Raw genomic sequence first — 12,398 nt, 5'->3', positions numbered from 1 at the left:
TCATGGATATTAAACGCACGATCCTGATCGCCGCCCTGGCAATCGTGTCCTATGTCATGGTCCTCAAGTGGAACCAGGACTACGGCCAGGCTGCCTTGCCGAATCAGAATGCTGCCTCCAGCACCATCGCGTCGTCCGTACCGGGCAGCCCGACTGCCGGCACCGCCAACGCCGATGTACCTAGCCTCAATGGCCAGCCCACTCCGGCCGAGCAGGCCCCGGTTGCTGTCAGCAAGGATCTGATCCGGGTCAAGACCGACGTCCTCGATCTGGCTATCGACCCAACCGGTGGTGACATCGTCCAGTTGACCCTGCCGAAGTACCCGCGTCGTCAGGACCATCCGGAAATTCCGTTCCAGCTGTTCGACAACGGTAGCGAGCGCGTTTACCTGGCCCAGAGCGGCCTGATCGGCGCAAACGGCATCGACCGTGCCAGCGGTCGTCCGCTGTATGCCGCCGAGCAGAAAAGTTATCAACTGGCCGACGGTCAGGAGCAACTGGTCGTCGACCTGAAGTTCAGCGATGCCGGCGTCAACTACATCAAGCGCTTCACTCTGAAGCGCGGTGAGTACGACCTGGCTGTCAGCTACCTGATCGACAACCAGAGCGGCCAGCCATGGTCGGGCGCCATGTATGGCCAGCTGAAGCGTGACGCCAGTTCCGATCCTTCTTCGTCGACTGCCACCGGTACCGCCACCTACCTGGGTGCTGCCCTGTGGACAAGTTCCGAGCCCTACAAGAAAGTGTCCATGAAGGACATGGACAAGGGGCAACTGAGCGAAAACGTCACCGGCGGCTGGGTTGCCTGGCTGCAGCACTACTTCGTGACCGCCTGGATTCCTGAAAAATCGGGTAACAACCAGGTCACGACCCTCAAGGACTCCCAGGGTAACTACGTCATTCGCTACATTGGCCCGGCTACCAGCGTCGCTGCCGGCACCCAAGGCGAAATCAGCAGCACCCTGTACGCCGGTCCGAAGATCCAGAGCCACCTGAAAGAGTTGTCCCCAGGCCTGGAACTGACTGTCGACTACGGCTTCCTGTGGTTCATCGCCCAGCCGATCTTCTGGCTGCTGCAACATATCCACAGCCTGCTGGGCAACTGGGGCTGGTCGATCATCGTCCTGACCATGCTGATCAAGGGCCTGTTCTTCCCGCTGTCCGCCGCCAGCTACCGTTCGATGGCGCGCATGCGTGCCGTGGCCCCGCGTCTGGCCCAGCTGAAAGAGCAGTTCGGTGACGATCGCCAGAAGATGTCCCAGGCGATGATGGAGCTGTACAAGAAAGAGAAGATCAATCCGCTGGGTGGCTGCCTGCCGATCCTGGTGCAGATGCCGGTCTTCCTGTCGCTGTACTGGGTGCTCCTGGAAAGCGTCGAGATGCGTCAGGCGCCGTGGATGTTCTGGATCACCGACCTGTCGATCAAGGATCCGTTCTTCATCCTGCCGATCATCATGGGCGCGACCATGTTCATCCAACAGCAGCTGAACCCGACGCCGCCGGATCCGATGCAGGCCAAGGTGATGAAAATGATGCCGATCATCTTCACCTTCTTCTTCCTGTGGTTCCCGGCTGGTCTGGTGCTGTACTGGGTTGTGAACAACTGCCTGTCGATCGCACAGCAGTGGTACATCACCCGCAGCATCGAGAACGCGACCAAGAAGGCCGCAGCCTGACGGATTAGCCAGCTAATCTGTGGATAAACGCCCCACTTGTGGGGCGTTTTGCTATCTGACGTTTTTGTTCCGAGGCCATCTACATGAATTCCCGCCGCGAAACCATCACCGCCATCGCTACCGCCCAGGGCCGTGGCGGGGTGGGCATTGTGCGTATCTCCGGGCCATTGGCGGGTCAGGCCGGCCAGGCCATCACCGGCCGCAACCTGACTCCGCGCCACGCCCACTACGGCCCGTTCCGCAGTGACGACGGCCTGGTCCTCGATGAAGGCATTGCGCTGTTCTTCCCCGGGCCGAATTCGTTCACAGGCGAAGACGTGCTGGAGCTGCAGGGCCATGGCGGACCAGTGGTGCTGGATATGCTCCTGCAGCGCTGTGTACAACTCGGCTGCCGCCTGGCGCGTCCGGGCGAGTTCAGCGAGCGCGCCTTCCTCAACGACAAGCTCGACCTGGCCCAGGCCGAAGCTATCGCCGACCTGATCGAAGCCAGTTCTGCACAGGCCGCACGCAATGCCCTGCGCTCGTTGCAAGGTGAGTTTTCCCGTCGTGTGGATAACTTGACCGAGCGCCTGATCAGCCTGCGCATCTACGTGGAGGCGGCAATCGACTTCCCGGAAGAAGAAATCGATTTTCTTGCCGACGGTCATGTCCTGGGCATGCTCGACCAGGTTCGCGACGACCTGGCTTCTGTAATGCGTGAAGCCGGGCAGGGCGCCTTGTTGCGCGACGGCATGACGGTGGTCATCGCCGGACGACCGAATGCCGGCAAGTCCAGCCTGCTGAACATGCTTGCCGGCCGTGAGGCCGCGATCGTCACCGACATCGCCGGCACCACCCGGGACATCCTTCGCGAACATATCCACATCGACGGCATGCCGCTGCACGTTGTGGATACCGCTGGTCTGCGCGACACCGAGGACCATGTGGAAAAGATCGGCGTGGAACGCGCCCTGAAGGCCATCGGGGAGGCGGACCGGGTGTTGCTGGTGGTCGACGCCACGGCACCGGAAGCCAGCGATCCTTTCGCTCTGTGGCCGGAATTCCTCGATCAGCGGCCACGGCCGGACAAAGTCACCCTGATCCGTAACAAGGCCGACCTTACCGGCGAATCCATCGGTATCGAGGAAAGCGAGGATGGCCACGTCACCATCACCCTCAGTGCCAGGGCGCCGGACATGGGTCTGGAGCTGCTGCGCAATCACCTGAAGGCTTGCATGGGTTATGAACAGACGGCGGAAAGCGGCTTCAGCGCTCGTCGACGCCATCTGGATGCCCTGCGCCAGGCCAGCGCCAGCCTGGAGCATGGTCGTGAACAACTCACCCTGGCCGGTGCCGGGGAACTGTTAGCCGAGGATCTGCGCCAGGCGCAGCAAGCGCTGGGCGAAATTACCGGTGCCTTCAGCTCCGACGACCTGCTGGGTCGTATCTTCTCCAGCTTCTGCATCGGCAAGTAAGCGTTCTTATCCACAAGCGGGCCTTATCTGATCGGTCCGCTTGTCGAGCCAGCATCCCTTCTCCTTTCTCCACAGACGAAAACACCGGCACTGCTCCGGAGGCTTTCGCCTGTCCGCTCGTCCACAACGGCGAAATAAGCCCTGTGGAAAACCTGCCCTTAGCTCCGTTGATAACTAGGCTTCTGACCTGAAGATAATTTCGCCTGTGGGTAAAGAAGTATTTAATCCACAGGTTCAAGGCGCTTATCCATAGCCCTCATGACCACTGAAGCACAGGGTTATGAATCTCTGTACATCACGTAAAACAAGGGCTGTATAACTTTATCCACAGATAGGTCGGGCACTAAGAATAAACATAAAAACAAAGCTTTTATAAATCTTCCTTTCGTTATTTCTATTGCCGGCCATTCATCCACAGGCTGGTTAAATTTTGTGCAAAAGGTTCCTTTAGGAGGGGGGAAGTCCCTATACTTGGCAGCTATCCCTTTTACATTCCCGAAACAGGCACGAGGTGCGTGGTGGATTTCCCTTCCCGTTTTGAAGTGATCGTCATCGGCGGCGGCCATGCCGGTACCGAGGCTGCGCTTGCATCAGCACGCATGGGCGTGAAAACCCTGCTGCTGACCCATAACGTGGAAACCCTCGGGCACATGAGCTGCAACCCGGCCATTGGTGGCATCGGCAAGAGCCATCTGGTCAAGGAGATCGATGCGCTCGGCGGTGCCATGGCACTGGCTACCGACAAGAGCGGCATCCAGTTCCGTGTGCTGAACAACCGCAAGGGCCCGGCAGTGCGGGCGACCCGTGCCCAGGCTGACCGCGCCATCTATAAGGCGGTGGTCCGCGAGATCCTGGAAAACCAGCCGAACCTGTGGATATTCCAGCAGTCCTGCGATGACCTGATCGTCGAGCAGGACCAGGTACGCGGTGTGGTGACCCAGATGGGCCTGCGCTTCTTCGCCGATTCCGTGGTGCTGACCACCGGCACCTTCCTCGCCGGACTTATCCACATCGGTTTGCAGAACTATTCCGGTGGTCGCGCCGGCGATCCGCCCGCGATCGCCCTGGCTCACCGCCTGCGTGAGCTGCCGCTACGGGTCGGTCGCCTGAAAACCGGGACCCCGCCACGTATCGACGGGCGTTCGGTAGATTTTTCGGTGATGTCCGAACAGCCAGGCGACACACCGATCCCGGTGATGTCGTTCATGGGCTCGAAGGAGATGCATCCGCGTCAGGTCAGTTGCTGGATTACCCACACCAACGCGCGGACCCACGAGATCATTGCCTCCAACCTCGACCGTTCGCCGATGTATTCCGGCGTGATCGAGGGCATCGGCCCGCGCTACTGCCCGTCGATCGAGGACAAGATCCACCGCTTCGCCGACAAGGAAAGCCATCAGGTGTTCATCGAGCCGGAAGGTTTGAACACCCATGAGCTGTACCCGAACGGGATATCCACATCCCTGCCATTCGATGTGCAGTTGCAGATCGTCCGTTCGATCCGCGGTATGGAAAACGCCCACATCGTTCGCCCGGGCTACGCCATCGAGTACGACTATTTCGATCCGCGCGATCTGAAATACAGCCTGGAAACCAAGGTCATCGGTGGTCTGTTCTTCGCTGGCCAGATCAACGGCACCACTGGCTACGAAGAAGCCGGTGCGCAGGGGCTGCTCGCCGGAACCAACGCCGCACTGCGTGCTCAGGGCCGGGAAAGCTGGTGCCCGCGCCGTGACGAGGCCTACATCGGCGTACTGGTCGACGACCTGATCACCCTCGGCACCCAGGAGCCGTACCGCATGTTCACTTCGCGCGCCGAATACCGGCTGATCCTGCGCGAGGACAACGCCGACCTGCGCCTGACCGAAAAAGGTCGCGAACTGGGTCTGGTCGATGACCAGCGTTGGGCAGCCTTCTGCGCCAAGCGCGAAGGCATCGAGCGTGAAGAACAACGGCTGAAATCCACCTGGGTGCGCCCGGACACCGAGCAGGGCAAGGCCATTGTCGAGCGCTTCGGCACTCCGTTGAGCCATGAATACAACCTGCTCAACCTGCTCAGCCGGCCGGAAATCGACTATGCCGGCCTGGTTGAAGCCACTGGCGGCAGCGATGCCAGCGAGCAGGTCGCCGAACAGGTCGAGATCAAGACCAAATACGCCGGTTACATCGACCGGCAACAGGAAGAAATCGCTCGCCTGCGCGCCAGCGAAGATACCCGCCTGCCAGACGACATCGAGTACAGCTCGATTTCCGGTCTGTCCAAGGAAATCCAGGGCAAGCTCGGTCAGACCCGGCCGGAGACCCTGGGCCAGGCGTCGCGTATTCCCGGTGTGACCCCGGCGGCGATCTCCCTGTTGCTGATTCATCTGAAGAAACGCGGCGCTGGCCGCGGTCTGGAGCAAAGCGCTTGAGTTCTATGGTCACCGCAAAACATGCAGAAGAGTTGTCCACAGGTGCGCGCCAGCTCGGTCTCGAACTGAGCGCTGCCCAGCAGGAGCAACTGCTTGCCTACCTGGCCCTGCTGATCAAATGGAACAAGGCCTACAATCTCACCGCCGTGCGTGATCCGGACGAGATGGTGTCCCGTCATCTGCTGGATAGCCTGAGCGTCATGTCGTTTATCCACAGCCCGCGCTGGCTGGATGTTGGCAGCGGCGGTGGCATGCCCGGGATTCCATTGTCTATCCTGCATCCGGACAAGCAGGTGACGGTGCTCGACAGCAACGGCAAGAAAACCCGTTTTCTGACCCAGGTGAAACTGGAGCTGAAACTGGACAACCTCACGGTTATCCACAAGCGGGTAGAAGAGTTCCAGCCAGCGCAGCCGTTTACCGGGATCATTTCCCGTGCCTTCAGCAGCATGGAAAACTTTACTAACTGGACGCGGCACCTGGGGGATTCCCAAACGCAGTGGCTGGCAATGAAAGGACTGCATCCGGCCGATGAGCTGGTAGCATTGCCGGCAGATTTCAAAGTGGACAGCGAGCAGGCCTTGACCGTACCCGGTTGCCAAGGCCAGCGCCATCTGCTGATACTGCGCCGCACGGCATGACTGGGAACACAAGCAAGAATGGCTAAGGTATTCGCGATCGCGAACCAGAAGGGGGGTGTGGGTAAAACCACGACCTGCATCAATCTCGCGGCGTCGCTTGTAGCGACCAAGCGCCGCGTGCTGTTGATCGACCTCGATCCACAGGGCAACGCCACCATGGGCAGTGGTGTGGATAAACATGTCCTGGAACATTCGGTCTACGACTTGCTGATCGGCGAGTGCGATCTGGCTCAGGCCATGCACTTCTCCGAGCACGGTGGTTATCAACTGCTGCCGGCCAACCGCGACCTGACTGCCGCCGAGGTGGTCCTGCTGGAAATGCAGATGAAGGAAAGCCGCCTGCGCAACGCGCTGGCGCCGATCCGCGAGAACTACGACTACATCCTCATCGACTGTCCGCCCTCGCTGTCGATGCTGACGCTGAACGCGCTGGTCGCCTCCGATGGCGTGATCATTCCGATGCAGTGCGAGTACTACGCACTGGAAGGTCTCAGCGACCTTGTGGATAACATCAAGCGCATCGCCGCCCGGTTGAACCCGGAGCTGAAGATCGAAGGCCTGCTGCGGACCATGTATGACCCGCGCCTGAGCCTGAACAACGACGTGTCCGTGCAACTCAAGGAACACTTCGGCGAGCAGCTCTACGACACCGTCATTCCGCGCAACATCCGCCTGGCCGAGGCGCCGAGCTTCGGCATGCCGGCACTGGCCTACGACAAGCAATCCCGTGGCGCCCTGGCTTACCTGGCCCTGGCCGGCGAACTTCATCGCCGTCAGCGCCGTCAATCTCGCACTGCACAAACAACTTAAGGAATCCGCATGGCCGTCAAGAAACGGGGTCTCGGACGTGGGTTGGATGCACTGTTGAGTGGTCCGACCGTCAGCGCGCTCGAAGAGCAGGCTGTAAAGGTCGACAAGAAAGAACTGCAACACCTGCCGGTGGAACTGATCCAGCGTGGCAAGTACCAGCCGCGCCGCGACATGGATCAGCAGGCACTGGAAGAACTGGCCCAGTCGATCAAGGGCCAGGGCGTCATGCAGCCGATCGTGGTGCGCCCGATCCCGGGTGATCGCTACGAAATCATCGCCGGTGAACGCCGCTGGCGCGCGACCCAACTGGCCGGCCTGGACAGCATCCCGGCAATGGTTCGCGATGTGCCGGACGAAGCGGCGATCGCCATGGCGCTGATCGAGAACATCCAGCGCGAGGACCTCAATCCGGTCGAGGAAGCCATCGCTTTGCAGCGCCTGCAGACCGAGTTCCAGCTGACCCAGCAGCAGGTCGCCGACGCAGTCGGCAAATCGCGGGTGACCGTGGCCAACCTGCTGCGCCTGATCTCGCTACCGGAAGTGATCAAGACCATGCTGTCCCATGGCGATCTGGAGATGGGGCACGCTCGCGCACTGCTCGGACTGCCTGAAGAACAGCAGGTTGATGGGGCGCGACACGTTGTCGCACGAGGCTTGACCGTTCGTCAGACCGAAGCCCTCGTCCGCCAGTGGCTCAACGGTAAACCTGAGCCGGTCGAAACTGCCAAACCTGATCCGGACATTACCCGTCTGGAACAGCGTCTAGCCGAGCGTTTGGGCTCCTCCGTACAGATCCGCCATGGAAATAAGGGCAAGGGTCAACTGGTAATTCGCTACAACTCGTTAGATGAGTTGCAGGGCGTACTAGCCCACATCCGCTGAAACAATTCCCTTTGTAGCGCGCAGTCGGAAATCACTACCCGGCAGTTGAATAGGGGTTAATCCGCCCCTATACTCTGCGCGCATTTTGTCGGCACAAATTATGCCAAGTCATAGTTGACTGGTTGGCCGACTTCAGGGGAGCAGTTTTGATGGAAACCCGCACGCCAAACCGCCTGCCTTTCCATCGCTGGGCGGTTTTCCCGGTACTGCTGGCCCAATGTGTCGTGTTTCTGTTGGCAGCTTTGGCTTTGTGGCAGTGGCGCGGGACAGTCAGCGGATATTCAGGCCTCTGCGGAGGACTGATCGCCTGGCTACCGAACGTGTATTTCGCCTGGAAGGCTTTTCGGTTCACCGGGGCCAGGGCAGCGCAAGCCATCGTCAAGTCGTTCTACGCAGGCGAGGCGGGCAAATTGATTTTGACGGCGGTGCTGTTTGCACTGACGTTCGCAGGAGTGAAGCCATTGGCGCCATTAGCAGTATTCGGCGTCTTCTTGCTGACCCAACTGGTCAGCTGGTTCGCGCCCCTGCTGATGAAAACAAGACTTTCGAGACCTTAGGGCGTTTGAGGCAAACATGGCAGAAACAACGGCTTCGGGCTATATCCAGCACCACTTGCAGAACCTGACCTTCGGTCAACTTCCAGACGGCGGCTGGGGCTTTGCCCACACCGCAGCAGAAGCCAAGGCTATGGGCTTCTGGGCGTTCCACGTGGACACCCTGGGTTGGTCGTTCGGCCTGGGCCTGATCTTCATCCTTCTCTTCCGCGCTGCGGCGAAAAAAGCGACTGCCGGCCTGCCCGGCGGCCTGCAGAACTTCGTTGAAGTGCTGGTCGAGTTCGTCAACGGCAGCGTGAAGGACTCCTTCCACGGCCGCAGCGCGGTGATCGCCCCGCTGGCCCTGACCATTTTCGTCTGGGTCTTCCTGATGAACGCCATCGACCTGGTACCGGTCGACTGGATTCCACAGCTGGCGATCCTGATCTCGGGTGACCCGCACATCCCGTTCCGCGCCGTTTCCACCACCGACCCGAACGCCACCCTGGCCATGGCCTTCTGCGTGTTCGCCCTGATCATCTTCTACAGCATCAAGGTCAAGGGTCTGGGCGGTTTCATCGGCGAACTGACCCTGCATCCGTTCGGCAGCAAGAACATCTTCGTTCAGGCCCTGCTGATCCCGGTCAACTTCCTGCTCGAGTTCGTCACCCTGATCGCCAAGCCGATCTCGCTGGCACTGCGTCTGTTCGGCAACATGTACGCCGGCGAGCTGGTGTTCATCCTGATCGCGGTGATGTTCGGCGCCGGCCTGCTGTGGCTGAGCGGCCTGGGTATCGTCCTGCAGTGGGCGTGGGCTGTGTTCCACATCCTGATCATCACTCTGCAAGCATTCATCTTCATGATGCTCACCATCGTCTACCTGTCGATGGCTCACGAAGATAACCATTAAGACCGCCTGGCGTGTCTGATGACCCTCTTGTCGGTTTGAGAGAGGGTCGAAAAAGTCCGCAAGGGCATCGTTGTACCAAACGATTTTGTTTTACCGCTTCAAACTAAAAAACCTAACCAATACGACGTAAAAGTCGGGAGGAAAGATGGAAACTGTAGTTGGTCTTACCGCTATCGCTGTTGCTCTGCTGATCGGCCTGGGTGCTCTGGGTACCGCCATTGGTTTCGGCCTGCTGGGCGGCAAGTTCCTGGAAGGCGCTGCTCGCCAGCCAGAGATGGTTCCAATGCTGCAAGTTAAAATGTTCATCGTTGCCGGTCTGCTCGACGCCGTAACCATGATCGGTGTTGGTATCGCTCTGTTCTTCACCTTCGCGAACCCCTTCGTTGGTCAAATCGCTGGCTAATCACTCGTTTCTACGAGTGGATTGGTGTGATAGACGAAGAACGAGCGAGGTGTTGGCGTGAACATTAATGCAACCCTGATTGGTCAGTCCCTTGCGTTCTTGATTTTCGTGGTTTTCTGCATGAAGTTTGTATGGCCTCCGGTCATTGCAGCTCTGCAGGAACGCCAAAAGAAGATCGCGGACGGACTGGACGCTGCCAACCGAGCAGCTCGCGACCTGGAGCTGGCCCAAGACAAAGCGGGTCAGCAACTGCGCGAAGCTAAAGCTCAAGCAGCCGAAATCATCGAGCAAGCCAAGAAGCGCGGTGCTCAGATCGTCGAAGAGGCCCGTGATCAGGCCCGCGTCGAAGCTGACCGTGTGAAGGCTCAGGCTCAGGCCGAGATCGAACAGGAAATTAACGGCGTCAAAGACGCGCTGCGCGCCCAAGTGGGTAGCCTGGCCGTTGGCGGTGCTGAAAAGATCCTTGGCGCCACAATCGATCAAAACGCGCATGCGGAGCTGGTTAACAAACTGGCCGCTGAAATTTAAGCGAGGGCGATCATGGCAGAACTGACCACGTTGGCCCGACCTTACGCTAAGGCTGCCTTTGAGCATGCCCAGGCCCAGCAGCAACTGGCCAATTGGTCAGCCATGCTCGGCCTGGCTGCTGCGGTGTCGCAAGACGGCACCATGCAGCGCCTGCTCAAGGCCCCGCGACTGACGAGCGCACAAAAGGCCGCCGCGTTTATCGACGTGTGCGGTGACAAGTTCGATGCGCAAGCACGTAATTTCATCCACATTGCCGCGGAAAACGACCGTCTCCTGCTTCTGCCGGAGATCTCGGCGCAGTTCGAGCTGTACAAGGCTGAACTTGAAAAATCCGTGGACGTGGAAGTCACCAGTGCTTTTGCGTTGAACCAAGAACAGCAAGACAAACTCGCCAAGGTTCTCAGTGCACGGCTCAGCCGGGAAGTGCGCCTGCATGCGACGGAAGACGCCTCCCTTATCGGTGGTGTTGTGATCCGCGCCGGCGACCTGGTAATCGATGGCTCGGTTCGCGGCAAGCTCGCGAAACTGGCCGAAGCATTGAAATCTTGAGTTTGAAGGGGCAGCAGAGCAATGCAGCAACTCAATCCTTCCGAAATTAGTGAAATCATCAAGGGCCGCATCGAGAATCTCGATGTAGCCTCCCAAGCCCGCAACGAAGGTACTGTCGTCAGCGTTTCTGACGGCATCGTGCGGATTCACGGTCTGGCCGACGTCATGTACGGCGAAATGATCGAGTTTCCTGGCGGCGTCTACGGTATGGCCCTCAACCTGGAGCAAGACTCCGTTGGTGCGGTAGTACTGGGCGCGTACGACACCCTCGCTGAAGGCATGAGCGCCAAGTGCACCGGCCGCATCCTGGAAGTTCCTGTTGGTAAGGAACTGCTGGGTCGCGTCGTTGACGCACTGGGCAACCCAATCGACGGCAAAGGCCCGCTGGGCAACACCGAGACCGACGCGGTCGAGAAAGTTGCTCCAGGCGTGATCTGGCGTAAGTCGGTAGACCAGCCTGTACAGACTGGCTACAAGTCCGTCGACGCCATGATCCCTGTCGGCCGTGGCCAGCGCGAGCTGATCATCGGTGACCGTCAGATCGGCAAGACCGCCATGGCCATCGACGCCATCATCAACCAGAAAGACTCCGGTATTTTCTGCGTTTATGTCGCTGTCGGCCAAAAGCGTTCCACCGTTGCCAACATCGTTCGCAAGCTGGAAGAAAACGGCGCCCTGGCCAACACCATCGTGGTTGTTGCCAGTGCTTCGGAATCCGCCGCACTGCAATTCCTGGCGCCATACGCCGGTTGCACCATGGGCGAGTTCTTCCGTGACCGCGGTGAAGACGCACTGATCGTCTACGATGACCTGTCCAAGCAGGCCGTTGCCTACCGTCAGATCTCCCTGCTGCTGCGCCGTCCACCAGGACGTGAAGCGTACCCAGGTGACGTGTTCTATCTCCACTCCCGTCTGCTGGAGCGCGCATCGCGCGTTTCCGAAGAGTACGTCGAGAAGTTCACCAACGGCGCTGTCACTGGCAAGACCGGTTCCCTGACCGCACTGCCGATCATCGAAACCCAGGCTGGCGACGTTTCGGCGTTCGTTCCGACCAACGTGATCTCGATCACCGACGGTCAGATCTTCCTGGAATCGGCCATGTTCAACTCGGGCATCCGCCCTGCAGTGAACGCCGGTGTTTCGGTATCCCGTGTGGGTGGTGCCGCTCAGACCAAGATCATCAAGAAGCTGTCCGGTGGCATCCGTACCGCTCTGGCTCAGTACCGTGAACTGGCGGCATTCGCCCAGTTCGCTTCTGACCTGGACGAAGCTACCCGCAAGCAACTCGAGCACGGTCAACGTGTTACCGAGCTGATGAAGCAGAAGCAATACGCTCCTATGTCCATCGCTGACATGGCGCTGTCGCTGTATGCCGCTGAGCGTGGGTTCCTGACCGACGTTGAAATCGCCAAGATCGGCAGCTTCGAACAAGCGCTGATTGCTTACTTCAACCGTGATCACGCCGACCTGATGGCGAAGATCAACGTGAAGGGTGACTTCAACGACGAAATCGACGCTGGCATCAAGGCCGGTATCGAGAAGTTCAAGGCCACCCAAACCTGGTAAGCCGCAGCGGGGGCTTCGCAGCCCCCGCTTGCTAA

Annotated in this window: 12 protein-coding genes; all 12 read left to right on the top strand. The window is 59.4% G+C overall.

The window, feature by feature from the left end:
- Positions 1-2 precede the first annotated feature (2 nt).
- The 12 genes from yidC (at position 3) to atpA (ending at position 12,363) form a co-directional block, all read left to right on the top strand.
- Entirely contained in the window at positions 3-1,676 is a 1,674-nt protein-coding gene (gene yidC / locus ACODSK_RS01430) for a membrane protein insertase YidC (protein ID WP_489013283.1), read from the top strand.
- 83 nt (positions 1,677-1,759) lie between these two features.
- The gene (gene mnmE / locus ACODSK_RS01425; RefSeq protein WP_489013281.1) at positions 1,760-3,130 is read left to right on the top strand and encodes a tRNA uridine-5-carboxymethylaminomethyl(34) synthesis GTPase MnmE; all 1,371 of its coding nucleotides are present in this window, start codon (positions 1,760-1,762) and stop codon (positions 3,128-3,130) included.
- A gap of 518 nt (positions 3,131-3,648) precedes the next feature.
- On the top strand, positions 3,649-5,541 hold the full coding sequence (gene mnmG / locus ACODSK_RS01420; protein ID WP_489013279.1) for a tRNA uridine-5-carboxymethylaminomethyl(34) synthesis enzyme MnmG: 1,893 nt from the start codon (positions 3,649-3,651) through the stop codon (positions 5,539-5,541).
- Positions 5,538-6,182: a 16S rRNA (guanine(527)-N(7))-methyltransferase RsmG gene (rsmG, locus tag ACODSK_RS01415; RefSeq protein ID WP_489013277.1), complete on the top strand. Its 645-nt coding sequence runs from the start codon at positions 5,538-5,540 to the stop codon at positions 6,180-6,182. The genes mnmG and rsmG overlap by 4 nt, the downstream gene beginning before the upstream one ends.
- An 18-nt stretch (positions 6,183-6,200) precedes the next feature.
- Positions 6,201-6,992, top strand: coding sequence for a ParA family protein (locus tag ACODSK_RS01410; protein ID WP_489013276.1), 792 nt, complete (start codon positions 6,201-6,203; stop codon positions 6,990-6,992).
- 9 nt (positions 6,993-7,001) lie between these two features.
- Positions 7,002-7,874, top strand: a complete 873-nt coding sequence (locus tag ACODSK_RS01405; RefSeq protein WP_489013275.1) for a ParB/RepB/Spo0J family partition protein — start codon at positions 7,002-7,004, stop codon at positions 7,872-7,874.
- A 149-nt stretch (positions 7,875-8,023) separates the two neighbouring features.
- The gene (locus ACODSK_RS01400) at positions 8,024-8,431 is read left to right on the top strand and encodes a F0F1 ATP synthase subunit I (RefSeq protein ID WP_009402534.1); all 408 of its coding nucleotides are present in this window, start codon (positions 8,024-8,026) and stop codon (positions 8,429-8,431) included.
- 16 nt (positions 8,432-8,447) lie between these two features.
- Positions 8,448-9,317 carry a F0F1 ATP synthase subunit A gene (gene atpB / locus ACODSK_RS01395; RefSeq protein ID WP_489013273.1) on the top strand — a complete coding sequence of 290 codons (870 nt, stop codon included), beginning with the start codon at positions 8,448-8,450 and terminating at the stop codon, positions 9,315-9,317.
- A gap of 145 nt (positions 9,318-9,462) precedes the next feature.
- A complete protein-coding gene (atpE, locus tag ACODSK_RS01390) occupies positions 9,463-9,720 on the top strand; it encodes a F0F1 ATP synthase subunit C (RefSeq protein WP_003097235.1) in 258 nt (85 codons plus the stop codon).
- 57 nt (positions 9,721-9,777) lie between these two features.
- Positions 9,778-10,248: a F0F1 ATP synthase subunit B gene (locus ACODSK_RS01385; RefSeq protein WP_489013271.1), complete on the top strand. Its 471-nt coding sequence runs from the start codon at positions 9,778-9,780 to the stop codon at positions 10,246-10,248.
- A gap of 12 nt (positions 10,249-10,260) precedes the next feature.
- Positions 10,261-10,797, top strand: coding sequence for a F0F1 ATP synthase subunit delta (locus ACODSK_RS01380; protein WP_489013269.1), 537 nt, complete (start codon positions 10,261-10,263; stop codon positions 10,795-10,797).
- A gap of 21 nt (positions 10,798-10,818) precedes the next feature.
- A complete protein-coding gene (gene atpA, locus ACODSK_RS01375) occupies positions 10,819-12,363 on the top strand; it encodes a F0F1 ATP synthase subunit alpha (protein WP_009402524.1) in 1,545 nt (514 codons plus the stop codon).
- The last annotated feature ends 35 nt before the right edge of the window (positions 12,364-12,398 follow it).

It is taken from the genome of Pseudomonas sp. FG98, assembly GCF_057808595.1.
Note: the sequence above shows the minus strand (reverse complement) of the source record. Positions and strands in the feature narration are given on the sequence as shown.

Bases quoted from the DNA above. Each gene is read 5' to 3' on its own strand.
- yidC (WP_489013283.1), top strand. From the start codon at position 3: ATGGATATTAAACGCACGATCCTGATCGCCGCCCTGGCAATCGTGTCC.
- mnmE (WP_489013281.1), top strand. From the start codon at position 1,760: ATGAATTCCCGCCGCGAAACCATCACCGCCATCGCTACCGCCCAGGGC.
- ACODSK_RS01410 (WP_489013276.1), top strand. From the start codon at position 6,201: ATGGCTAAGGTATTCGCGATCGCGAACCAGAAGGGGGGTGTGGGTAAA.
- ACODSK_RS01405 (WP_489013275.1), top strand. From the start codon at position 7,002: ATGGCCGTCAAGAAACGGGGTCTCGGACGTGGGTTGGATGCACTGTTG.
- ACODSK_RS01400 (WP_009402534.1), top strand. From the start codon at position 8,024: ATGGAAACCCGCACGCCAAACCGCCTGCCTTTCCATCGCTGGGCGGTT.
- atpB (WP_489013273.1), top strand. From the start codon at position 8,448: ATGGCAGAAACAACGGCTTCGGGCTATATCCAGCACCACTTGCAGAAC.
- atpE (WP_003097235.1), top strand. From the start codon at position 9,463: ATGGAAACTGTAGTTGGTCTTACCGCTATCGCTGTTGCTCTGCTGATC.
- ACODSK_RS01380 (WP_489013269.1), top strand. From the start codon at position 10,261: ATGGCAGAACTGACCACGTTGGCCCGACCTTACGCTAAGGCTGCCTTT.
- atpA (WP_009402524.1), top strand. From the start codon at position 10,819: ATGCAGCAACTCAATCCTTCCGAAATTAGTGAAATCATCAAGGGCCGC.